This window comes from Rubrivirga sp. SAORIC476 (assembly GCF_002283555.1).
GTDB lineage: Bacteria > Bacteroidota > Rhodothermia > Rhodothermales > Rubricoccaceae > Rubrivirga.
In genome coordinates, this window is sequence record NZ_MVOI01000003.1 from 345,907 (window position 1) to 369,701 (window position 23,795).

Annotated in this window: 19 protein-coding genes; 5 read left to right on the plus strand and 14 right to left on the minus strand. The window is 71.9% G+C overall.

Annotated features, from left to right (window positions below; translation table 11 throughout):
• Positions 1-199: 199 nt before the first annotated feature.
• Positions 200-2,215 carry a S8 family serine peptidase gene (locus B1759_RS03330; RefSeq protein ID WP_095513617.1) on the plus strand — a complete coding sequence of 672 codons (2,016 nt, stop codon included), beginning with the start codon at positions 200-202 and terminating at the stop codon, positions 2,213-2,215.
• 44 nt (positions 2,216-2,259) lie between these two features.
• Here the strand turns inward: B1759_RS03330 and B1759_RS03335 are convergent, their stop codons facing one another.
• Positions 2,260-3,945, minus strand: coding sequence for a serine/threonine-protein kinase (locus tag B1759_RS03335; protein WP_095513618.1), 1,686 nt, complete (start codon positions 3,943-3,945; stop codon positions 2,260-2,262).
• Positions 3,946-4,083: 138 nt separating this feature from the next.
• On the opposite strand from B1759_RS03335, the gene B1759_RS03340 reads away from it, so the two are divergent.
• Together B1759_RS03340 and B1759_RS03345 are read left to right on the plus strand one after the other, a co-directional pair.
• Positions 4,084-4,674, plus strand: coding sequence for an NADPH-dependent FMN reductase (locus B1759_RS03340; protein ID WP_095513619.1), 591 nt, complete (start codon positions 4,084-4,086; stop codon positions 4,672-4,674).
• A gap of 4 nt (positions 4,675-4,678) precedes the next feature.
• Complete coding sequence (locus B1759_RS03345; protein ID WP_095513620.1) at positions 4,679-5,176, plus strand: DUF427 domain-containing protein; 498 nt, start codon at positions 4,679-4,681, stop codon at positions 5,174-5,176.
• 27 nt (positions 5,177-5,203) lie between these two features.
• On the opposite strand, the gene B1759_RS03350 is transcribed toward B1759_RS03345, so the two are convergent.
• From B1759_RS03350 to B1759_RS03390, 9 genes are all read right to left on the minus strand, one after another.
• Positions 5,204-6,025, minus strand: coding sequence for a carbon-nitrogen hydrolase family protein (locus B1759_RS03350; RefSeq protein WP_095513621.1), 822 nt, complete (start codon positions 6,023-6,025; stop codon positions 5,204-5,206).
• 2 nt (positions 6,026-6,027) lie between these two features.
• Positions 6,028-6,714: a lysophospholipid acyltransferase family protein gene (locus tag B1759_RS03355; protein ID WP_095513622.1), complete on the minus strand. Its 687-nt coding sequence runs from the start codon at positions 6,712-6,714 to the stop codon at positions 6,028-6,030.
• 42 nt (positions 6,715-6,756) lie between these two features.
• On the minus strand, positions 6,757-8,580 hold the full coding sequence (locus B1759_RS03360; RefSeq protein ID WP_095513623.1) for an FG-GAP-like repeat-containing protein: 1,824 nt from the start codon (positions 8,578-8,580) through the stop codon (positions 6,757-6,759).
• Positions 8,577-10,787, minus strand: coding sequence for a DUF6851 domain-containing protein (locus tag B1759_RS03365; RefSeq protein WP_095513624.1), 2,211 nt, complete (start codon positions 10,785-10,787; stop codon positions 8,577-8,579). The genes B1759_RS03360 and B1759_RS03365 overlap by 4 nt, the downstream gene beginning before the upstream one ends.
• A gap of 90 nt (positions 10,788-10,877) precedes the next feature.
• Positions 10,878-11,888, minus strand: a complete 1,011-nt coding sequence (locus B1759_RS03370) for a glycerophosphodiester phosphodiesterase family protein (RefSeq protein ID WP_095513625.1) — start codon at positions 11,886-11,888, stop codon at positions 10,878-10,880.
• 77 nt (positions 11,889-11,965) lie between these two features.
• On the minus strand, positions 11,966-12,577 hold the full coding sequence (locus B1759_RS03375) for a response regulator transcription factor (RefSeq protein WP_095513626.1): 612 nt from the start codon (positions 12,575-12,577) through the stop codon (positions 11,966-11,968).
• 66 nt (positions 12,578-12,643) lie between these two features.
• The gene (locus B1759_RS03380) at positions 12,644-13,318 is read right to left on the minus strand and encodes a hypothetical protein (protein WP_095513627.1); all 675 of its coding nucleotides are present in this window, start codon (positions 13,316-13,318) and stop codon (positions 12,644-12,646) included.
• A 74-nt stretch (positions 13,319-13,392) separates the two neighbouring features.
• Positions 13,393-14,529: a sensor histidine kinase gene (locus B1759_RS03385; protein WP_158225105.1), complete on the minus strand. Its 1,137-nt coding sequence runs from the start codon at positions 14,527-14,529 to the stop codon at positions 13,393-13,395.
• A 284-nt stretch (positions 14,530-14,813) separates the two neighbouring features.
• On the minus strand, positions 14,814-17,261 hold the full coding sequence (locus tag B1759_RS03390) for a TonB-dependent receptor domain-containing protein (protein WP_095513629.1): 2,448 nt from the start codon (positions 17,259-17,261) through the stop codon (positions 14,814-14,816).
• 149 nt (positions 17,262-17,410) lie between these two features.
• Between B1759_RS03390 and B1759_RS03395 the strand changes: the two genes are divergently transcribed.
• Together B1759_RS03395 and B1759_RS03400 are read left to right on the plus strand one after the other, a co-directional pair.
• Entirely contained in the window at positions 17,411-18,601 is a 1,191-nt protein-coding gene (locus B1759_RS03395; RefSeq protein WP_095513630.1) for a sensor histidine kinase, read from the plus strand.
• Positions 18,594-19,385, plus strand: coding sequence for a LytTR family DNA-binding domain-containing protein (locus tag B1759_RS03400; RefSeq protein WP_095513631.1), 792 nt, complete (start codon positions 18,594-18,596; stop codon positions 19,383-19,385). The genes B1759_RS03395 and B1759_RS03400 overlap by 8 nt, the downstream gene beginning before the upstream one ends.
• A 48-nt stretch (positions 19,386-19,433) precedes the next feature.
• On the opposite strand, the gene feoB is transcribed toward B1759_RS03400, so the two are convergent.
• The 4 genes from feoB to B1759_RS03420 form a co-directional block, all read right to left on the minus strand.
• On the minus strand, positions 19,434-21,695 hold the full coding sequence (gene feoB / locus B1759_RS03405; RefSeq protein ID WP_095513632.1) for a ferrous iron transport protein B: 2,262 nt from the start codon (positions 21,693-21,695) through the stop codon (positions 19,434-19,436).
• On the minus strand, positions 21,695-21,913 hold the full coding sequence (locus B1759_RS03410) for a FeoA family protein (protein WP_095513633.1): 219 nt from the start codon (positions 21,911-21,913) through the stop codon (positions 21,695-21,697). The genes feoB and B1759_RS03410 overlap by 1 nt, the downstream gene beginning before the upstream one ends.
• A 70-nt stretch (positions 21,914-21,983) precedes the next feature.
• On the minus strand, positions 21,984-22,229 hold the full coding sequence (locus B1759_RS03415; protein ID WP_198948737.1) for a FeoA family protein: 246 nt from the start codon (positions 22,227-22,229) through the stop codon (positions 21,984-21,986).
• Between the two features lie 146 nt (positions 22,230-22,375).
• On the minus strand, positions 22,376-23,755 hold the full coding sequence (locus B1759_RS03420) for a type II and III secretion system protein (RefSeq protein ID WP_095513634.1): 1,380 nt from the start codon (positions 23,753-23,755) through the stop codon (positions 22,376-22,378).
• Positions 23,756-23,795 lie beyond the last annotated feature (40 nt).

Sequence of the window (23,795 nt, forward strand, 5' to 3'; positions counted from 1 at the left end):
AAACCGAAGTCTCCAGCACCCCGCGCCAATCCCAATCGGCGCAGGGGTTAGGGAGGTGAGCCGTGCAATCTAGAGCCGCGCGTCGAATCAGCGCCTCGTGCATCCCCTCGTTTTTTCGCTCCCGCCCCTGTCAGCAGATCTCGATGCGGAAGAACGGGCGCTCGCCCCTACCTTGGCGCCCCTGGCTTCCCCGACTCGCATGCTCCGGCCCGACCGCTTCCGCTTCTGCCTGCTGCTGCTCGCCGTGGCCACCCTGCCCGCCTCGGCGCAGTCCGGCGCGGACCGGGCGGGCCTCGTGGTCCCCGTCGCGGGCGTCGCCCTGGACCCGGTGGACCTGCTCCGCGCCGAGAACCCCGAGCAGGCGTTCGAGGTGACGCTGGAGTCGGCCGACGGGTCGACGCTCGTGCCCGAGGGGACCGAAATCCGGGTCCGCGTGACCTCGGAGCGAGCGGGCTTCCTGACGCTCGTCGCCATGGACGAAGAGGGCGCGGTGACGGTCCTCTACCCGAACCGCTTCGCGCCCAGCGCGCGACTGACCGCCGCCGAGCCCACCTTCTTCCCCGCCGCGTCCGAGTTCCGGATGGTGGCCCGCGCGCCGTTCGGGCGGGAGGTGATGAAGGCGCTCGTCACGCCGATGCCGCTGATCGACCCCGCGGCGGCGGCGCGCGTGTTCCTCTCCTCGCGCGTGATCCGCGTCGAGGGCCCGCCACCGACCGACGCCGGGACGGCGCTGGGTGGCCTCGATCCCGGGGCATGGGGCACGGCGTCGCTGGCCATCGAGACGGTCCAGACGCGCGCGGTCGGTGCCCCTCCGGTGCTGCCCCCGCCGCCACCGAGCGCGTACCGTCCGCAGGCGCCGCTGTCGGCCTGGGAGGAGCGCTACGAGGACCTCGCGGGCGCCCCGGCAGAGGTTAAGACGTGGAGCCAGTTCCGGGCCGCGCCCACCCACGACAGCACGCTGGTGGTGGTGCAGCGCCCGTCGACCGGCTGGCGGAGCTTCGGGCGCCCGGCGGGCGGCGGCGGGCTGTTCAGCCGCGTCCGCTACGTCGCGCCGGCAGCGGACGCGCCGGACGCCTCGGGCACGCGGTCGCTCCACCGCAGCTTCGGCGCCTCCTTCGACGACGTGCTGGAGGGCCTCAACGCCGACCCGGACGTGCTCGCCGCAGTCCCCAACTACCAGTTCACCTCCCTTGGCTGGCGCTCGGCCCTCCAGCCCGTGCCCCAGCCTGCGGCGGCCGTGGCCGACTACTGGGAGGCGCAGTGGGCGCTCCACAACCCGTTCTTCCGCTCCGAGGCCGAGCGCCTCGACATCGCGTGGCGCGGCGCGCTGGAGCGCTACCGCGCCCCCGACCGGCCCGTCGTGGTCGCGGTGCTCGACACCGGCATCCGGTTCGACAACCCCCACCTCGGGCCCATCCTCTGGCGCAACCCGCGCGAGATCGCCGAGAACGGCATCGACGACGACGGCAACGGCTTCGTGGACGACGTCCGGGGCTGGGATGCCATCGACGGCGACGGCGACCCCACGGACCCGTCGGCGGAGGAGAGCCACGGGACGTTCGTGGCGTCGCAGATCGGCGGCGTCGGCGGCGCGATCCAGGCGATGGCGCCGGACGTGCAGATCCTGCCGGTTCGCGTGCTGGACGCCGAAGGGCGCGGGTCGCTCCGTCAGCTCATCGAGGGCGTCCGCTACGCAGCGCAGAACGGGGCGCGGGTCATCAACCTGTCGTTCGGGATGCCACCGATGGACACGCCGAACCCGCGCCTGGAGCAGGTGCTGGAGGCCCTGTTCGCGGAGGCCGAGAGCCGGGGCGCGCTGCTCGTCATCGCTGCGGGCAACCACGGCGCCGACGCGCGGACCTCGGTGACGTACCCCGCGCATGTCCGCACGACCAACACGATCACGACGGGCGCCCTCACCATGACCGGCGAGCTGGCCGACTTCTCGAACCGCGGCCCCGACGTCGACGTGGTGGCGCCGGGGCAGGCCATCATCAGCCACCCCGGCCGCGGGTCCGGCGTCGGCGCGTTCGACGGCACCTCGATGGCGGCGCCCTTCGTCTCTGGCCTCGCCGCCATGCTGATCGCCCAGCACCCGACGTGGACGCCCGCGCAGGTCCGCGCGGCGATCCTGGAAACCGTCCGCCAGATCCCCGACCTCGACGTGGCCTCGGGCGGACTCATCGACGCCGCGGCAGCGCTCGGCCGCGAGTAGAGCCCCCGCGACGGCGTCCCCCCTCTCGTCCGGCGCGCCCCGCCTCAGTACGCGTCCAGCGCGAGGTCCTCGATGTCGAATTGGAGTGTTCGCGTGGTCGTCTCGCCCGGCGCCACCTCGACCCGAAACTGGCGCGCGACGTAGCCATCGGCCCGCACCTCCAGCATGTGGACGCCCGCTGGCAACCCGGCGAGCCGCACGTCGCCCACGCCGTCGCTCGCCGCCGAGGCGGCCTGTCCCACGACTGTGACGCGGGCGCCTGCCAGCGGCCCCCCATCCTCGCCGAGCACGGTCGCGCGGACCGCACCGGTCTGGACGGGTGGAGGCTCGGGACGGCGCTCCGGCGCCGCCACAGGCCCGGACGCCGACGCGGGCGGACCGGTCGGTACAGGCGCTGGAGCCGCTGCCTGCGGAGGGGGCGCCGTCAGCACGGGGGGCGTCTCGATGGGATCGGCCTCGACGGGGTCGGCCTCGGCCACAAGGAGCGGGTCGTCGTCCAGAACGTCGGCCTGCTGGGCCTCGGTGGTGCCGTCGGCGGTGGCGTCGGGCCAGACGGCCCAGGCGCCGACGGCGGTGGCGGCGAACACCACGGCGGCGAGCAGGGCGAGCACGAGCGACCGCCGCGACGGGGAGGGCGACGAGGAGACCGAGGCCGGCGGGGCGGGCGCGCGACCGAGCGCCTCGATCATGTCTGACGCGGTGGCGAACCGCTTGTCCGGGGCCAGCATGGTCGCGGTGCGGATCCACTCGCGGAGCGAAGCCGGGAGGTCGGCCCGGTCGAGCGCCTCGTGGAGCGGGTCCGGCGCGCCCGAGTGGAGCGCGTCCGAGCGGCGGCGGGTCGAGAACTCGCGCGCGTCGTCCCGGGTGAGCAGCGTCAGCGCGGTCATGCCGACGCTGTAGAGGTCGCTCTGCGGGAGCGTGTCCTCGCCGCGGTCCACCTCGGGCGCCGCGTAGCCCGGCGACCCGGCCCCCACCGCCGATGGCACCACCGAGGTCAGCTCCGAGATGCCGCTCCGCGCGATCCCCAGGTCCACGACATACAGGTTGTCGTGCGGGTCGAGGATCAGGTTGGCGGGCTTGATGTCGCGGTGGAAGATGGGCGTGTCGCTGACCGGCGCCCCGCCGTCGGCCCGGCGGGTGTGGATGGTGTGCAGGTAGTCGAGCACGCGGAGCGTGTCGCGGAGCCAGGGCAGCACCTCGGCGACCGGGAACGGCTCCGCGCGGGCGCGGCGGCGCTGCTGGAGCGAGTCACCCGCGATGTACTCCATCACCAGGACCCAACGGCCGCGGTCCTCGAAGAGGGCCTCCACGACGGGGAGGCGCGGGTGCCGCAGGCGGCTCAGCAGGCGGGCCTCCTTCTGGAGCAGGTCCCGATGGAGACCATCGTGCCCCGTGTCGATGCGGCTGACCTTGAGCGCCACCTCGCGAGCACCGAAGTCGTCGTCCCCGATGTGGGTCGTGTCCCGCGCCCGAAAGACGCTCCCCGAGGCCCCCTCGCCCAGCGTCTGGACGACTTCGAACTTGCCTCCAATCAGCGCCCCCGACCCGAACGACGGCGGCCCCGACGCGGGCCGGTTGACGGTCGCGCCCCAGAGCGCGTCCATCACCTTCGCGTGGATGGCCGGGTCGCGCTGCTTGAGGATGTCCAACGCGCGCGGGCGCTCGGCCTCGGGCATCTCCTGCAGACGCCGCATGGCCAGTTCGACGGTCAGCGGGGGCGGGGCGGGCATGGAGGGGTGAGCCAGGAGATCTGAACCTACATCCGACCCGCCACATGCCGACGGGCGGCTTCGGGGCTCTGGTTCAGGCGTCTCCCCCGTCGCCCGAGCCCCCCCGGCACGTACACTTCCGCCCCTCCCCGCCTCGGCATGTCGCTCGCCATCCCCGTCCTCTACGGCTCCGTCCGCACCGACCGGGTCGGCATCCGGGCCGCGCGCTACGTCTGCGACCGCCTCCGCGACGCCGGGCACACGCCGACGCTCGTCGACCCCGTCGAGGTGGACCTTCCGCTACTCGACCGGATGCACAAGGAGTACGCACCGGGCGAGGCGCCCGACCCGATGGAGCGGCTGGCCGGGCTCTACCGCGAGGCCGACGCCTTCGTGATCGTCTCGGGTGAGTACAACCACCTGCCGCCGCCTGCGCTGGTCAACCTCCTCGACCATTTCCTGAACGCCTACTACTGGCGTCCGGCCGGCATCGTGACGTACTCGCGGGGCAGCTTCGGCGGCGTCCGCGCGGGCGTCCACCTGCGCGACATGCTGGCAGAACTGGGCATGATGACGACCCCGACTGCCCTCGCCTACCCGCGCGTCGACGCGCTCTTCGACGCCGAGGGCGCCCCCGTGCCGACCGAGGCGGAGGGACTGGCAACACGCTTCGGCCGGTTCGAGACGGAGTTGACCTGGGTCGCGGAAGCCCTCCGGGCCAAGCGCGCCGAAGGCGTTCCCTACACCTGATCCGATGCCGCCCGTCCCCCCGACCCCGCCCGGCCCCGGACAGCGCTCCGTCTGGTCGTTCCCCCGCCCGCCCGCGCTCGAACGCGTCGGCCAGACGGTCCGCATCGACTTCGGGGGGCGGGAGATCGCGCGGACCGAGGACGCGCTCCAGGTCCTGGAGACGAGCCACCCGCCGACGGTCTACCTGCCGCCGGACGCGTTCGCCCCGGGCGTGCTCGTCCCAAGGCCGGGGACCTCGGGCTGCGAGTGGAAGGGGCGGGCCGTCTACTTCGACGTAGTCTCGGGCGACGCTCGCGCCGAGAAGGTGGCCTGGGCCTACCCCGACCCGACGCCCCGCTTCGCGGCCCTGAAAGACCACGTCGCCGTGTACGCCGGGCCGATGGACGCCTGCTGGGTCGGCGACGAGCGGGTGACGCCCCAGCCGGGCGGGTTCTACGGGGGCTGGATCACGTCGGCCGTCGTCGGCCCGTTCAAGGGCGAGCCGGGGACGTGGGGCTGGTAGCCCGCCTCGGCGCCGAGGCGGGCCGGGTCAGCGCGCCAGCCAGTCGGCGTACAGCTCCGGGCGGCGGTGGCGGAGGAAGAGGCGCCGCGCGTGGGAGTCCGCGAGGGCGGTCAGGTCCACGTCGGCGAGCAGGATCTCCTCGGTGCCGGCTCCTGCCCGCGCCACGACGCGGCCGTCGGGACCGCAGACGAAGCTCTCGCCTGCGAACGTCAGCCGCTCCTCCTGCCCGACCCGGTTCGCGAGCGCCGTCACGTAGCCGTTCTGGAAGGCCGCCACTTGCATCTCGGCCTCGTAGAGCCCGTCGGGCCACTCGCCCACCGCGCCCGCCTGGGGCACCACGACCACCTCGGCGCCTGCGAGCGCGAGGCCCCGCATCACCTCCGGGTAGTGTCGGTCGTAGCAAATGGCGACGCCGATCCGCCCGGCGACGGTGTCGTAGACCGGCAGGCCGGTGTCGCCGGGCGCGTAGTAGCCCTGCTCGTGAAACGCCTCGTACTCCGTGATGTGGAGCATACGGGACCGTCCGAGGAGCGCCCCGTCCGCGTCGATGACGGGCGACGTGTCGTAGGTCGCGTCGCCGTCGCGCTCGAACAGATTGAGGATGCAGACCACCCCGCGGTCGGCGCAGCGCGCCTGGAAGGCCTCGACGGTCGGGCCGGGGATGGCCTCGGCGTGTGCCAGCAGGTCGGGCGTCGCGTGGCGCTGGGGGTAGAACGGGTGGAAGGCCAACTCGGCATAGGCCACGAGGTCCGCCCCGGCGTCGGCGGCGCGGTCGAAGGCGGCGAGGCCGCGCGCGAGGTTGTCGGCGAGGTCGGCGGTGGCGGGCTGCTGGACGAGGGCGATGCGCATGGTCAGGAGGCGAGGAGGGCGACGACGGCGGAGCGGGCGCGGGCGGCGAACGCGCGCGGGTCCTCGCCGGGGAGGGCGTGGAGAGGGGCGCCGACCCGGACACGGACAGTGCCGCTGCGGGCCGTCTTCTGGCGCTCGTTCAGGATGGTGGGCGCGCCGTCGACCGCGACCGGGATCACGGGCACGTCGGCGGCGAGCGCGAGGCGGAAGGCGCCCGTCAGGAAGGGGCGGACGGTCTCGCCGTAGTTGCGCGTCCCCTCCGGGTAGAACACGACCGCATCGCCCTCGGCGACCCGCTGGGCGGCCTCCGCCAGCCCCGCCCCACCCGCGCCCCGGTCGATGAACACGCACCGCGTCAGCGCCAGCACCCAGCCGACGATGGGCAGGCGGCGCAGCTCAGACCGCGCCACGAACACGAACGGCCGGTCGATGCCGAGCAGCAACGCCGGGATGTCGAGCATCGCCTCGTGGTTGGCCACGATCACGGCAGCCCCCTCGTACGCCGTCCCGGACGCCTCGACGCGGAACCCGCACCCGCCCAGCACGACGCGCGACCAGACCCGCATCCAGCGCCAGAACCGCTCCGCCGTCGGCCGCATCAGGTAGTGGACCGCACCGGGCGGAAACATCACCACCGACACGATCGCGCACCACGACAGCGTCCAGACGTAACGGAGACGGGCGACCACGGGCAGACAGAGGGGGGCCGGCAAGCTACCCGCGCGCTCCGCTCACCGGCCGACTGCCACGACCTGCGCCGTCCGCACCGACGCTCCCTGCGTCACGCGGACGAGGTAGGCCCCCGCCGCGCGCGTCGGCGCCCACTCGAAGACCCCGCCGCCCACCGCCTCGGCGGTGTGGACGCGCCGCCCCAGCACGTCGAACACCGCCAGCCGGACGGGCTCCGTGCCGTCGGCCGAGACGCGGATCGTGACGCGGCCGCGGAACGGCGTCGGCCCCACGGTCAGCGCCAGACCGGAGGCCGTGGGGAGCCGCTCCCCCGCCGTCGGCGCCCCCAGCCCGACGCCCTCCACGACGCGGATCCGGCGGCTCGTCGCGAGGTTTGGTAGCCGGTCCACCTGCCCGCTCGGCCACGCGACCACGAGCGAGTCGACGACCGCGGCCGTGCCCAGCCCGAGGTGGACGGGCGCGAGGTTCTGGGCGAGGTACTGCGCGCCGTGGTGCAGCCGGAGGTGCGGCGTGCCGTCCACCCAGGCCGTGACCGTGGCGCCGTAGCCGTCGCGCGTCGAGGCGACGCCCTGCAACTCCACGTCCAGCCACGCGCCGCCGTCGGCGGTGTTCTCGTAGAGGTAGGGCGGGCGGAAAACGTTGGACACCAGCAGGTCCTGGTCGCCGTCGGCGTCGTAGTCGAAGGCGACGAGCCCCCGGGCCGCCTCGGAGTCGGCGAAGCCCGCACCGGTGTCTCGCGCGAAGACGAAGGTTCCCGTCTCGATCTGGTTGCGAAACAGGTAGTTCGGGTAGTCTGGATCGAACAGTCCCGTCACCACGATCAGGTCGTCGTCGCCGTCGTTCTCCACGTCCACGAACTCGGTGCCCCAGCCCCAGTCGGCGATGTCCACGCCCGCCTCGGGCGCCGCGTCGGCGAAGACGCCGGGGGCGGTCTGGAGCCAGAGCGGGTTGCGCTGGTCGCGGCTCGGCGTGGCGACGTTGGTCAGGTAGAGATCGAGGAGCCCGTTGCGGTCGGGGTCCGCCATCGCCAGCCCCATGCCGTAGTTGTCGTCCTCCAGCCCGTACGCGGCGGTCGCGTCGCGAAACGTGAGGTCGCCGTTGTTGAGGTAGAGCTTGTTGACCCCGTCGCCCGTGGTGGTGTCGGTGTCGGTCGAGAGGTAGAGGTCGGTCCAGCCGTCGCGGTCGGCGTCGAAGGGAAGCGCCATCCAGGTCGCGCCGGGATCGTCGAGCCCGCTCGCCTCGGAGACGTCGGCGAAGCTGCCGTCGCCGTTGTTCACGTAGAGCCGGTTGCTCAGGTCGCGCGCCGGCCCGTAGTCCCACCACGAGCCGACGTACAGGTCGAGGTCGCCGTCATGGTCGGGGTCGAACCAGAGCCCCGACACGGTCACGTAGCCGCCGCCCGCCGCGCCCCCTGAGACGCCTGCCTCGGCGGTCACGTCGGTGAACGTGCCGTCGCCGTTGTTGCGGAAGAGCTGGTCCGGACCGACGTGGCCGAGGAAGAGGTCCGGCCAGCCGTCGTTGTCGTAGTCGCCCCAGGAGGCGCTGTACTGGATGCCGAAGTTGCGCGTGTCCTCGTACGCCGCGCCGTTGACCACCTGGATGCCCGCCGCCAGCGTCACGTCGTCGAAGGTGCCGTCGCCGTTGTTCGAGAAGAGGCGGCTCCACGTCCGCACGTCGGTCGGCGTGTAGCCGCGCCGGGCGACGATGTAGACGTCGAGGTCGCCGTCCTGGTCGTAGTCCGCCACGGCGACGCCGTTGGTGTTGTCGATGGCGCCGAGCCCCGCCAGGAACGTCCGGTTCTCGAACCCCTGCGCGGACGCGGCGACGCAGACCCCCAGGGAGACGAGGAGGAGGCGCAGCGTCATCGGATCACGAAGAAGGGGACGGACTCCACCCGGCCGTCGGCACGCAGGCGGACCACGTAGGCGCCCGGCGCCAGCCCCGAGGTAGACAGGGAGACGGTGGGGCCAGTCGCGGACTGGACGCTCACACGGCGGCCCTGCACGTCGAACACCGCCACCTCTCCCCCGCCCTCGGGCAACCGGACGGTCACGTGCCGGCCTGCCACGACGGGCGACGGAAAAGCGCGGATCTCGTTGTCCGCCACCGGCCCCACTTCGGCATCGACGGGAGCCGTACCGGCGAAGAAGCGCTCCGCGAGGGCGACCGCGTCCTGGCCGAGCGTCACGCCGAGGCGGCGGCCCGGGAGGTCGTCGGCGGGCGGGTGGATGCCGCCCCAGATCCGCGAGAGGCTGCACTGGTCCGCCGCGTCGCGGTAGGTCGCCCACTGGAGCACCACGTCGACGCTGGGGCCGTCTTCGAACACGAGGAAGCTGTCAGCCGGAGCCACGAACTCGCCGAGGCCGCCGGGGAAGAACGGGTCGCCGGTGGCGACCGTCAGCACCTCGGCAGCGGCGCGCGAGAACGTCGAGTGGCCGGAGACGAAGCCTGCGAACGGCGGCGTCACGAACGTCGGCCGCTGGTACGGCCACCACTCGGCCGCGCGCACCCAGCCGACGCCCGCCTCGTCGGTCTCGGGGTCCTCGATCACGTCCGGGCCGCGCCAGCCGAAGATCTTGACCGCGCCGACGTGCTCGCCCGCGTCGCCCGCCAGCGGGTCGTCGGCGCGGATGACCTCGATGCGGTCCGGCACGAGCGGGATGCCGCCGGGGTGGTACGAGTCCACGGTCGCGTCGGTGCTCTGGCCGAGGGCCGCCATCGCGCGGATCGCGGAGATCGGGCGGATGTAGTCCACCCAGCCCTTGAGCGCCCACGCCGTCACGGCGGCGTCGTGCATGGCCCCGCCGAGGGCGAAGTAGGTCTTCACGTCCCACTCCAGGTCGCCCAGGACCGGCCCCTCACCGCCCCAGCGCTTGACCAGCCTCGGGTCACTGTTGACGCCGTTGAGCAGCGTGAACCAGTGGCCGGGCGGCGTCTCGGAGTCCGGCCCGTCGGCCCAGAACTCGGCGAGCACGCGCGTGTAGTCGCCGCGGGGGACCACGTTGGGCGTGTAGGGCTGGCCCGTCGTCGGGTTGGTGGCGCGGCCGGCGCCGTTGACGCCCTCGCCCGCCTCGGTGTAGAACTGGCGGACCTCGGCATCGGTCGTCGGAAACGCGCTCAGGTTGCCGAGCGTGCCGGGAGAGATGTCCCACATCACCCCGTCGGCCGGGTCGAGGTGGGCAGACCACTCGGCGACGAGGGCGAAATTCCACTGGTAGGCCTCCGTCTCGCCGCCGCCGTCCGCCTGCCACAGCGGCGGCCGCCCGGGGTCGGCGTGGAGCACGTAGTCCTGCCCGTCGCGCGTCTGCACGGTCGCCTCGGCGGGGTCGAGCGCGAAGCCCTTCACCTGTCCCCACTCGGGCCCGACGAACGGCGGCGCCCCGCCCGGCACCTCGTTGCCCGACTGGTCGATGAACACGTCGAACTGGAGCGGCTGCCACCGGTTCATGTCCTCGATGTCCGGGTTGCCCGGCTCGGCCGGTTCGAGTGGGGGGTTGACGGCTGCGTAGCCTTCCGCCGCATAGCCCTCGGCCTCGTTGGAGCCGTCGGTCAGGCCGTAGGCCAGGATGCAGGCCCCGAGCGCGTTGCCGACCGCCGCCGGGCTGCCACCGGTGGTGGTCTCCACCTCGGGGTCGTACCCGAGGGCGGCCATCAGCGCGTCGAACTCGGGCAGGGTGAAGATGCCGCCGGGCGAGTTGCGGAAGCGGGCGCGGAGCACGCGGTAGGCGGCGTAGCTCATCGCCTCCTCACGCGCCGCCTCGCGGTCGGCCACGGCACCGACCTGGATGGCACACGGCGCGTCGCCGAGGGGTCGGTTCAGCAGGTACGGCGTCGCGGTGTCGTCGTAGGCCGCCCAGGCGTCGTAGAGGGCGACAGACGTGTGGAAGAGGTTGCGCGCGTGGACCGTCGGCCGGGCGAGGTCGCCGCGGATGCCCTCCAGCAGCGCCTCGTTCCACTGCCGGGCTACCGTGGGGGCCGCCTCCTGCGCGCCGACGCCCGGCGCCAGCAGCAGCACGAGCGCGCCCACGACGCCCCCGAGGCGCAAGGCAGGGCGGATCGCGAAACGGCGCATCGGACGGGGCGGACTGGGCGGGAGCGTCACGCCGGAAGCTACGGGCCGCGGGCGTGCACCTCCTCCTGCAACCAGAGGATTCCCCTGTCGCTACGGCGTGCGGCCGAGCGCTGCGATCACCGCGTCCGGCACGTCCGCGAACACCCCGTCCACCCCCGCCTCGGCGAGGGCGCGGACCTCTGCGGCCAGATCGCCGTGCGCGGCAGGCTCGTCCGAAGAACGGAGCGGGACGGGCAGGAAGGCGTTCTCGGGGCGCAGCGTCCAGACGTGGACGGCCAGCCCGGCCGCGTGGGCGTCGGCCACGAGCGGCGAGGCAGCCAGCGTCTCGGGGTCCAGCACCATCGCCTTCGCCACACCGACGGCGTCGGCGTAGGTCGCCACGGTGGCGAGGCCGTCGGGCGACATCATCGCGTCGTAGCGCATCTCGGGCCGGTCGGCGGGCCCCGCGCCAGGCATCGCCAGTTGGACGAGGCGCAGGCGTGTCAGCCCGCGCAGCAGTTCCAGGTTGCCGACCTCGAACGACTGGATCCACACGGGGTCCGAGGCGGACGTGTAGCCCGCGACGTGGAGGGCACCGACCAGTGGGACCTCCAGCGACAGGCCGATCCGTCGGAAGTAGGTCGGGTGCTTGGTCTCCGGGTACAGCCCGATGCGCCGCCCGTGGGCCCGGCTCAGCGAGTCGGCCAGCGCCAGGATCTCGTCGAACGTCGGGATCTCGAACTGGCCGTCGAACGCCGCGCTCTGCGGGCGCAGCTCGGGCAGCCGCTCAACGGCGCGGAGCGTCTTCAGCTCCGCCAGCGTGAAGTCCTCCGTGAACCAGCCGGTCACGGCCTCGCCGTCGATGGTCCGGGTCGTCCGGCGCTCCGCAAACTCCGGGTACATGGCCACATCGGTCGTCCCGGAGATCTCGTTCTCGTGACGGGCGACGAGGACGCCGTCGCGCGTCATGACGAGGTCCGGCTCGATCACGTCGGCGCCTTGCTCGACGGCCAGCGTGTAGGCCGCCAGGGTGTGCTCGGGGCGATGCCCGCTGGCGCCGCGGTGGGCGATGACGAGGACAGAGTCGGCGGCGAACACGGCGAGCAGGAGAGCGAGGAGCATGGCGGACGGCGGCGTCGCGCCAGACTACGCCACCCTTCCCGCCTCGGGACCGAGGCGGGAGGAATCGACGCGTCCTCTCACGTACGAACCACGCCCGTCCGCCAGGCCCAGGCGACGGCGTCGCGGGCGCCCTCCAGACCCAGCTTGGCGTACACGTTCGTGAGGTGGTTCCGCACGGTGTACTCGGAGAGGCAGAGCGCCTCGGCGATGCCGCCGTTGGTCTGGCCCTTGGCCAGTTCGAGGAGCACCGCGCGCTCGCGGTCGGTGAGTGCCGTCAGGCCCGTCTCCGACTTCGGCATCACGAACCAGCGCCCCTGGCCCTCGGCGACGGCGATCACGGCCTCGACCACGAGCGACGGCGCCTTCTCCTTGGTGATGTAACCCGCCGCGCCTTCGTCGAGCAGTTGGCGGACGTAGGCGGGGTCGTCATAGGCCGAGAGCGCGAGCACCCGGACAGGGAGAGTCTCAGCACGGATGGCACGGGCCACTTCGACGCCGGACATCTTGGGCATGTCCATGTCGAGCAGCAGCACGTCCGGCTTGAGGAGACGGACCGTGCTCAGCGCCTCGACGCCGTCCGAGGCCTCGGCGACCACGGCCAGCCGACCGCTCTTCTCTAGGAGCGCCCGGATACCGGACCGAAAGGCAGGGTGGTCGTCCGCGAGGACGACGCGGTAGGAATCAGACATAGAGGGGCGGAGGTGCGGTTGAGGCGAACACAGGGGGACCCGTGACCGCCCCGAAGACGGGGTGAGCTATTCGCTCGTCGTGTTGCCGCCCTCGACGGGGTAGAGTTGGGCGCCCGAGACTTTGCTCGTCACCAGGACCGAGTCCGCATCCGGCATCGGCATGTTGGTCTCGACACCCATGTGGGTGCAGGTCACCGTCGGGATGGCCACTTGCCGCCGATCCCTCGGGGGCCGGCACCATCCGGCGGCGGCCTCACCATAGCCGACATCCATGCGGATCGATCCGGGCTTCTTGTGAATGGACGTACCGTTGTACTTCATCTGGCCGGCTGCCACGAAATCAAGCGGCGCCGATGCGACGAGCTCATTGCGGAGCATTTCGACACCCTCATTCTCGAAGACGAACTCCACCTTCTCACGATTGATGCCAGGCCAGCGAGTCTCGATTTTCATGACGCCCGAGGTCTCCGACCCGACCTGAGTGTAGCGGTACGCAATGAGTTCGGCGCCGTTGTGGTAGAACGTAACGGTGTGGTCCCCCACCCCTGCAGGGTCCCAGAGGTCATACCACGTGTCCAGGGAGTCCACACCTACCAAGTCATAGGTCGCGAGGACGACCTCCTCGCCCTGTCCACTTTCGCCCTGCTCGCTGGCTTTTGCGTCTTGGAGCGTGGTGAAGGTGGGTGATGTGTCACAACCGGCGGCAGCGAATGCGACGAGGAGGACGGGGAGATAGCGCATGGCGACATAGGTAGGGAGGCCGCCAAAAATAGGTGGCCTCCTCCCCTCGTACTCCCTCGACACCTACCGACCTCCTAGTCGATTTGTACCGGGTCGGCGAAGGCACGGGCCCCTGGGATCTCGAACGCGACTCGGATCCCCCCACGTTCGCCGCGCAGGATCCGAAGCGTGCCGCCGACCGACTCGGCGCGCTCCGCCATCCCGATCAGCCCGTAGTGTCCCTCAGGCGATGCCTGGGGCGACCCGACGTCGGCGGGGACATCGAACCCCGCGCCGTCGTCCTCGATGACGACCTGGACCGCCTCGGCGCCGTAAACGAGCAGGACGGAAACGGACTCGGGGTCCCCGTGCTGCGCCGCGTTGTTCATCGACTCCTGGATGACGCGGAACAGGGTCAGCGCTGCGGCCGGATCGAGCGCCGGCTTTTCGCCGTCGATGACGAGGTCCGTCTTGATGAAAGGGAAGGTCCGCTCGAAGCGGCCGATGAAGGAGCGGACAGCCACGTCGAGACCCATCGTGTCGAGGCTGGGCGGGCGGAGGTTTTCTCCGATGGCACGGAGGCTGTCGATGATCCCGATCACGTCGGGGTCGACCGAGTCCGCGAGCGCTCCGGCGCCGAGGTGGAGCCGGAGGGCGTGGAGGTCCTGGACAGGACCATCGTGGATCTCGCGGGCGATCCGGAGGCGCTCCGTCTCGCGCGCGTCGGCGAGGCGCCGTCGGCTCTCAGCGAGTGCCCGCGCGCGGGCCTGAGACCGGCGCAACGCCCACGCCAGCCACGCGAGCACGCTCACGGTACCGACCACGAGGTACGCCAGCAGGGCGATCGCGACCCAGGGCCTGAAGCCACGGGCGGCGTAGATGTGGAACCGGCCATCGTAGGAGCCCCAGCCGAACCCCTCGGCCTGGGCCTCGCTGTACCCCGTCTCATCGCCTACATAGTCGCCGAGTTTGGTCACGATGTAGGGATCGAGCACGGCCGACTCGCCCTCCGGCGACCGGACCCACACGGTCGAGTCGGACCGGATGACGTACCACGTCGGGCGGAGGGCGTCTGGGTCGCGGGTCTCGTCATAGAGCAGCCCTACCCAGGAGGGGTCCCGCCCGAGGTCTGTCAGCCCCAGGAGGAGGGCTTCGAGCTGGGCGGTCTCCGCCCCCGGCTCTAGCTCAGCCTCTCTGCCGACCCGCTCGAACACGGAGTCCTCGGGGGCCATCTGTGCAAGGACAGCGGGCGCAATCAGTGCTCCGAGGACCACAAGCAGGCTCCAGTACCAACGGTTCCGGACCGGAACGTGAACGGAGCGAGCAAGCGGGCGAACCATCGAGGCGAAGAGATCGAAGGGGCTAAGATCTCCCCATATAGGCCCGGGCGGGAGGCGAATGTTGAAACCCCGCCGGGTGAATCCCTCATCCTGGGTCGCCGTCTTCTCGGCTCGTCGGCGCCGATCAGGTCGCCTCGCGTCCGGCCCGCCTCGGTGCCGAGGCGGGCCGAGCGCGACTACGGCTGCGGCTGGAAGCCCTCGCCCTGGAACTCGCCGCCGTCGCCCTGGCCCCGCTCGTCGCCGTCGCGGTCGCCGCGGCGCTCCTGCTGGCCAAAGGCGTACGAGAACGTCACGCCCACCTGCCGGCCGCCCCACGTGCGGGAGAGCTCCTGGAAGAGCTCCGGCTGGTCGAGCGTGTAGGCGAAGCCATTCTGGTTGAACGGGTCGCGGATCTGGACCGTCAGCGAGGCGCGGTCGTCGAGAAGCTTCTGGCGGAGCGCGAGGTCGACCGAGATGCGCGAGTCGATGCGCGCCTGCTCGGTCTCGATGGGCGCGCTGTAGCGGGCCGTCGCCTGGAGGTCGAGCCCGCCCAGTCCGAGCCGGTCGCCGACGCGGTAGGTCGCGTTCATCCGCCCACCCCAGCTGAAGCCGTCGCTCGCCACGTCGCCGGTCGAGGTCGTGGTGCCGTCGGTCTTGAGGCGGAAGCCCTCCAGGCTCGCGTACCCGCTCAGCCCGCCGATGTCCTCGAACGATGAGACCAGCTCGACGCCGTAGGAGTCGGACGTGTCGAGGTTCTCGAACGTGCGGACCGTCACCCCGTCCTCGCGGATGGTCAGGAAGCGGCGGATGACGTCGGTCGTGTGGCGGTAGTAGGGCGTCAGCGAGACCGAGCCCCACGACACGAACTGCGTCACGCCGGCCTCGAAGGCCGAGACGTACTCGGGCTTCAGCGCCGGGTTGCCCTGGCGGATGTTGAGCGGGTCGTCGAAGGACGGGAACGGGTTCAGAGCGCGCGTGCGCGGCCGGTTGACGCGGCGGCTGTAGCTGGCCTTGAAGGTGGTCGCGTCGGAGGGCGCGAACGAGAGGAAGGCACTCGGGAAGAGGCTCCGGTAGTCGTTGTCGAACGTCTCGCCGGTCGTCAGCAGGTCGAAGGTGGTCTGGGCGTCCTCGAACCGGAGCCCGGCCTGCGCGCCGAACGGCCCCCACTCGCCGCCCGCCTGGACGTAAAGCGCCTGGACGGTCTGGGCGAAGTCGAACGTGTTGGTCTGCCCGAGGTCGGGCACGAAGCCCCCGCTGGCATCTGCCGAGTCGGCGGCGAGACCGCTCTCGAGCCGCTCCCAGTCGCCCTTGTAGCCCGCGTCGATGCGAAGCGCGCCCAGCGGGCGGGTGTAGTCGAGTTGGACCGAGCCCTCGCGTTCGAGCTCGGTCTGGTCGGCCCGGCGGGCCGCCGTCAGGTCGCCCTGGCCGCTGAGAAGGGTTTCGAGGTACGTGTTGGCCTCGGTCTCATCCGACACGTCGGCCCGCCCCTCGATGGTGAGCCGGTGGCCCTCGCCGAACTGCTGGACGAGTCCGAGACGCGCGTCGAGCGACTGGCCGTCCTCCACCTCGGTGACCTCGCGGCCGTACCCGAACACGGGCGTGCCGTCGAGCGACTCGACGAAGGTGGTTCCGAGTTCGGTCTCGTCGCCGCTGCGGGTGCCGAGCTGGAGCTGCGACGTGATCGTGGTCGCGCGGCTGAGGGCGTAGTCGGCAGAGAGGTTGAGGAGGTTCGAGATGCGCGCGCGCTCGTCGGTCTCCTCTTCGAGCCGCTGCGTCGGGTCGTCCTCGAAGCGGTTGATGCGGAAGCCGTCGCCGCCGCCGGGGCGGGCGTCGTTGCGGTAGCCGTAGGTGGCGGCGAGCGACCAGGGGCCGCGGCCGTAGGTGACCGCGCCGGTGGCGTCGTAGCCCCCCTGCGAGTCGGTCCCGGCGGTCACGGTCCCGCCCAGGCCGCGGTCGGCGTTCTGCTTCAGGACGATGTTGATGACGCCGCCGACGCCGTCGGGCTCGAACGCGGCGGACGGATTGGGGATGATCTCGACGCGCTCGACGGAGCCCGCGGGCAGGCTCTGGAGGTAGGACGCGAGGAAGTCGCCCTGGACGGGTGCCGGGCGGCCGTTGATGAACACGGCCACGTTGCCCGCGCCCCGCAGCGACACGTTGCCGTCCACGTCGACGTCCACCGAGGGGAGCGTCGAGAGCACGTCGGTCGCCGAGCCGCCGTCAGCGACGGGGTCGTCGGCGGTGGCGTAGACGGTCCGGTCGATGCGGGTCTGGACCTGCGTCCGCTCGGCGGTCACGCGGACCTCCGAGAGCGCCTCGGCGCTGGGCACGAGCGCGATCGTCCCGAGGTCGGTCTCCCCCGCCTCAGCCACCACGCCCTCCAGGCGGCCGGGGTCGTAGCCGACGAAGCTGGCCACCACGTCGTAGGTCCCCGTCGGCAGGCTCTCGATGCGGAAGACGCCGTCGATGTTGGTGGTGGCGCCGCCGACCAGCGTCGAGTCGGTGCCAGCGATCTGCCAGACGGCGACCGAGGCGGTCGGCATCGGGAAGTCGCCGTCGACCACGCGGCCCGTCAGGGTACTGGTCTGGGCGAGCGCGCCGGGCGCCAGCAGCGTCGTGAGGAGCAGGGCGTAAAGACGAAACATCGGAGGGGTTGGAGAGGATGTGCGGGGTGAATCGGCACGTACGCCACCCCGTTTCTTGTTGCAACACGAATCGCACGTCTGCGTCACGAATCGCACGGCGGCGTCGGAGAGGATCTGGGGCCCGGCCCGTCGGGACTCTACCTTGAGGCATGACGGTCCCGTCCACCCCTCTCCGCCCCTGGTCGCGCCGCGCCGAAGCGCTGGCGGCGGTCGGCTTCTGGCTGATCCTCGGCGTCCTGTCGGTGGTCCGGCGGGCCGTCGGGCCGTGGCACCCCGAGGGCATCCCCGTCGGCGACGTCATCGAGACGCTCGCGGAGTACGGCTTCTGGGCCCTGCTGACGCCGGTCGTGTTCTGGGTCGCCGCGCGGTGGGGCGCCGAGCGGGACACCTGGCTCCGGCGGCTCTCGGCGCAGCTGCTCCTGGGGGTGGCGCTGGCGCTGCTCATCGAGTGGGTGACCCGCGGCGTGCTGCGCCCGCTCCTGAGTAGCCCCGACGCGGCCGGACCGCCCGAGGGGTTCGAGTGGACCCTGGGGGGCGCGTTCCAGGGCCTCTGGTTCCTGGACGAGTTCATCATCTACCTCGCCGTGCTGGCGGTCGGGTACACGCGGCACGCGCTCCTCCGGCTGCGCGAGCGACAGATCGAGGCCGAGCACCTCCTCGCCGACCGCGCGCGACTGGAGGCCCAGCTCTCCGAGGCCCGGCTGTCGGCCCTCCGCATGCAGCTCAACCCGCACTTCCTGTTCAACACGCTCAACGCGGTCAGCGCGCTCGTCGAGCGCGACCCGGCCGGAGTGCGGACCATGATCGCGCGCCTGTCGTCGCTCCTGCGCCGCGTGCTCGACGACGACGGCGCGGCCGAGGTGCCGCTCCGCGACGAGATGGCCTTCCTGCGCGACTACCTCGACGTGCAGCGCGTCCGCTTTCAAGGCCGGATGGAGGTCGAGGAGGCCGTCGCGTCCGACCTGCTGGACGCGCTCGTGCCGCCGCTGCTGCTCCAGCCACTCGTCGAGAACGCCGTCGGGCACGGCATCCGGAGCATTGAGGAGGGCGTCGGGCGCATCCGGCTGACCGGCCGGCGTGACGGAGACCGCCTCGTGCTGACGGTCGAGGACAACGGCCCCGGCCTCGGCGGAGTCGCGGACGGGCAGGGCGGCTCGGGCGGGGTCGGCTTGCAGAACACGCGCGCGCGCCTCGACGCCCTCTACGGGGCCGACGGGGTGCTGACGCTCCGGGACGCCGACGGCTCGGGCGTGATCGCGGAGGTCGCGTTGCCGTACCGCCAGGCGCCCACGTCGGGCGACGGCGTGATGACCGCGGTGCCCCGCGTCTCCCATGCCTGAGCCCCTGCGCATCCTCGTCGTGGACGACGAGCCGCTGGCCCGCCAGCGTGTGCTCGACCTGCTCGCACGCGCCGCCGAGGTGGAGGTGGTCGGCACGGCGGGCACGGGGCGGCAGGCGGTCGCCGCGATCGCCCAGCACGCGCCCGACCTCGTCTTCCTCGACGTGCAGATGCCCGGCCTGAGCGGCCTCGACGTGGTCCGCGAGGTCGGCCCCGAGGCGATGCCGGCCGTCGTGTTCGTGACGGCGTACGACCAGCACGCGCTCGCGGCCTTCGACGTGGCAGCGGTAGACTACCTCCTCAAGCCCTACGACGACGACCGGTTCGCGCAGGCGCTGGCCCGCGCCCGCGACGCCGTCCGCCTCCGGGAGGTCGACACGCTCCGCGACCGCCTCGCGAGCCTGCTCGGCGGGTCGGTGCCCCCTCCTCCGCCCTCGCAGGCCTACCTGGAGCGCATCGCCGTCGACATGCGCGGCCAGACGCGCCTGGTACCGGTCGACGCCATCGACTACATCGCGTCCGACGGGCCCTACGCCGAGGTCCACACGGGGAGCGACGTCTACGTCGTCCGCGAGCGGATGCAGACGCTGGAGGAGCGCCTCGACCCGGCGCGCTTCTTCCGCATCCACCGCTCGACCATCGTCCGCATCGACCGGGTGGAGGCCATCCTGACGGCTGCGGGCGGCGACTACTCGGTGCGCCTGGCGGACGGGACACGGCTGCGGCTGAGCCGCTCCCGCCGCGATGCATTCACGCAGCACCTCGGCATCGACGCGGCGGAGTAGCCCGCCGCCGCGCCCCATCGGTCAGGATGGAACCCTCCCTCCGGCCGATCACCCCAGCCCCAGCAGCTTGCCGCCCTGGTAGATCGCGAACGAGAACACGTACGCGAGGCCGAACATGTAGCCCCACATCACGGCGGGCCAGAGCCACGAGTTGAGCTCCCGCTTCGCGATGGCGAGCGTGCTCATGCACTGGAGCGCGAAGACGAAGAACACCATCAGGCTGACCGCCACGAGGGGCGTGAAGACCTTCGTGCCGTCCGCGTAGGTGTCTGCCTTGATGGCGTCGCGGAGAGCGAGGCTCTCCTCGTTGGCGTCCGCCCCGGCGCTGTAGATGGTGGCCAGCGCCGACACGATGACCTCGCGCGCGGCGAAGCTGGCGACGATGCCCGCCGAGATCTTCCAGTCGAACCCGAGCGGGCGCATGATCGGCTCGATGGCGTGGCCGAAGCGGCCGATGAGGCTGTTCTGCACCTGGTAGCTGGCGACCGCGTTGGCCGCCACCAGCTGCTCGGCGTCGGCGGCGTCCAGGGCCGACTGAAGCTGGTGCGCTTGCGAGCCCTCCAACTGCGCCTCGATGCCGTTCGGGTCGATGCGCACGAGCGCTTCGGTGGCCCGCTCCACGGCTGCGTCGGCCTCGGCCGAGCGAGCGGCGAGGTCGGCGGGCAGGTCCACCTTCGGGTAGCTCGCCATGAACCAGAGCACGATGCTGAGCCCGAAGATGATCTTGCCCGCCCGCACGACGAACACCTTCGCGCGGTCGCGCATCCGCCGCCACAGGTACATCGGCTGGGGGAGCCGGTACGGCGGCAGTTCCATCACGAACGACGAGCCCTCGCCCTTGAACACGAACCGCCGCAGCACCCACGCCGAGACGAACGCCATCAGCGTGCCCAGCACATAGAGCGAGGTCATCGCCAGCCCCTGATACCCGACGACCCCGAAGAGGGCGCCTGAGGGAATGAAGGCGGCGATGAACAGCACGTACACCGGCAGCCGCGCCGAGCAGCCCTGCAACGGGACCACCATGATGGTGATGATGCGGTCGCGCTCGTCGGCCAGCGTGCGCGCGGCCATGATGCCGGGGATGGCGCACGCGTAGGCCGAGAGCATCGGCACGACGGACGCGCCGCTGAGGCCCACCCGCCGCATCGCGCGGTCCATGATGAACGCCGTCCGCGCCATGTAGCCGGTGTCCTCCATCAGCCCGAGGAAGAAGAACAGCAGCAGGATCTGGGGTAGGAACACCAGCACGTTGCCGACGCCCGAGAGCGCGCCCTCCACGAGCACGTCCTCCAGGACGCCGTCCGGCAGGACCGCCCGGAGCCCCTCCCCCGTCACGCCCACGAGCCACTCGATGAGGTCCATCGCGGGCGTCGCCCACGAGAACACGGCCTGGAAGATGAGCAGCAGGACGGCGCCGAAGATGAGCGGCCCCCAGATGCGGTGCGTCACGACCGCGTCGATGCGGTCGGAGAGGGTCTCCTCGCCCGCCTCGGCGGTGTGGCGGACGACCGCGGCGGCGACCGGGCTGATCCAGCCGTAGCGCCCGGTCATCTCGGCCATCTTGTACGGCACCGGCCGCGCGTCCATGTCGGCGCGAGCGTCGAGCACCGCCTGGTGGAACGCCGGATCGCGGTCGGCCCAAGGGGCCAGGAGTGGGTCCGAGGTGAGCGCCCCGAGCGCCTCGACGCGACGGCGCGCGTGCGAGAGGTGGTCGGGCAGCAGGTCTTCGAGCGGGTCCAGCACGGCGGCGACCGCTGGCATCACCTCCCAGCCGACCCCGTCGGCGGGCGGCGGCGGGTCCAGCACGGCCGCCGTGAGCCGGTCGATGCCCTCGCCCACGCGGGCGGCCGTCGGCACCACGGGCACGCCCAGCTTCTCGGAGAGCGCCGCAGCGTCGACGGAGATGCCCGCCTCGGTGGCCGCGTCGGTCATGTTGAGCGCCACGACGGTCGGCAGGCCGAGGTCGAGGACCTGGGTGACGAGGTAGAGGTTGCGCTCCAGGTTGGTCGCGTCGATCACGCACACCACCACGTCGGGCGCGGGCTCGCCCGCGATGCGCCCGACGAGGGCGTCGAACGCGACCCGCTCGTCGATCGACTTGGGGTTGAGGCTGTAGGTGCCCGGCAGGTCGATCACCTCGACCGCCGTGTCCAGCATCCGGCCCGACGTCCGCTCGACGGTCACGCCGGGGTAGTTGGCCACCTTCTGCTGCGCGCCCGTGAGCGCGTTGAAGAGCGTCGTCTTGCCGACGTTCGGGTTGCCCGCCAGCGCGACGGAGCGGACGGGGGGCGATGCGGCGGTGTCCATCAGGCCGCCTCGATCTCGACGTGGGCGGCCTCGGCCTTCCGCACCGACAGCAGAAAGCCGCGGACCTTCAGCTCCATCGGGTCGCCCAGGGGCGCGAGGCGGACCACCTCAACCACGGTCCCGGGCACGAGTCCCATCTCGAGGAGGCGGGCCGGCAGGTCGCCGGTGTAGCCGGTCACGGTACCGGTGGCGCCGGGGGCGAGTGCGTCGAGCGTCACAGAATCGGGAAATCAGGGGGGTGGGACATGGGTCTCCATGTCCGAGGGTCGACGGCAGCGACTCGGCGCTCTACCGGCTGGTGTCGGTCGCAAAGAGGCCCATCGCCACCTCGCGGCGCAGCGCCACGCGGGCGGCGCCCAGCCCGAGCACGCACTTGTCTCCGGTCGCCATCACGCAGGCGTCGCAGCCCTCGCGGACGCCCAGCTCGCGCAGCCGCGCGCACGTCGGCTCGTCGAGGCCCATGAAACACAGGCGGACCGTCTTCCCTGCGGGGAAGGACGAAACCGGGGCGGCATGGTCGAACGAGTCGGTCACCGGGAGGGGCTTGTCTGGACTACGTCTAAGGTACACCGCCGATGGACGTGCGGGGCGGTTCACAAGATCCCCGCCGAAGCCTCAAACGCAGACCGCCCCGGAGACCGTGTGGTCCCCGGGGCGGGCGTCCCTGCGTCACGTGTGGTCTAGCGCTCGCGCACCTGGATGTCCGTGTCCTGGAGCACCTCGGCCGGCTCGGCGCCGAAGATCCGGACGCGCTCCTCGGCGTCGCGGCGCTCCTGCTCCATCAGGCCGCGCGGCAGCTCCCGGCCCATCCGCGTGCGGAGGTCGTCCGCCACGCGGGCGCGCAGCACGATGATGATCTCATTCTGCTGGACCGTCGTCGACTCGTACGAGAAGAGGTACTTGAGCAGCGGGAGGTCCTTCAGGATCGGGATGCCGCGGCGGGAGGTAGACTCGTCGGTCGAGGTCAGGCCGCCGATGGCGCGCATCTCCCCCGAGAGCAGCGGCAGCTGCGTCGAGATGTCGTCCTTGTTGATCGCGATGCCATCCCCGGACGGGACGCCGGTCGACTTCTCGACCTTGACGTTGAGGTGGATGAACTCCACCGGGGCGCCCTCGCGCTCGTCCACGATCAGCGTCGGCGTGACGTCGATGATGGTGCCCGTCGAGAAGAACTGCGTGATGGCGTTGCCCTGGAAGTCGCGGACGGTGACCGGGATGTCCTGGCCGCTCTGCATCCGGCCCTGCTCCCCACTCTGCACGACCGTGAACGGCGTCGCGATGGTCTGGCCGTAGCCCTGGGTCTCGAAGTAGCGGAAGAGGTTCAGGATGGTCGACAGTTCGACGCGGTCCGAGGAGGCCTCCAGGAAGCCGTCGAGCGCGTCGAAGAACGAGCCCGCGTTGACGAAGAACTGGGTGCCGTTCTGGGAGCCACTCCCGGTGCTGCCCCCGGACCCACTGGACGCCCCGGCCGCCTGGCCGAAGAGCGAGCCCCAGTTGGTGCCGACCTCGCGGGCGCGCTGCGAGTTGAGCTGGAAGATGACCGCGTCGATGCGGATCTCGCGCGTCTCCGCGGTGGCGGGCAGCTCGGCGACGCCTGCGCCGCCGACGGGGCCGCCAGCGACCGGCTGGACGGCCGTGATGGCCGCGCCCGAGGCGCCGTCGGTCGTCGTGGCGACGATCTGCGGCTCGGTCACGATGAAGTAGCCCTCCGACTCCGAGAAGTCGAGTTGCTGGCGGTCGAGCACCAGCTCGAAGGCGTCGATGAAGTGGACGCCGTTGAGCGCCACCCCGATCGGCTCGGTGCGGTCCTGCGGATCCACGACGCGCTTGCCGGTGACGCGCTGGAACGTCGGGTTGATGAGCCGGAAGAACTGGTTCATCGGCGTCGTCGAGGGGAACGAGACGAGCTCGTCCGGCGGCACGTAGCCGCGGACCACCTGGCCGTGGACCAGCGCGACGGGCGACAGCGCCGGGATGGCGACGAACAGCGCGGCGAAGAGCGCCAGCACCGGCCCGAGGCGGGTGCGGCTGACGCGGCGAGAAGTAGAGGTCGAGGTCATGTCAGGGGGGGAATGACGCGGGGAGGGACGGCGTGGGAGG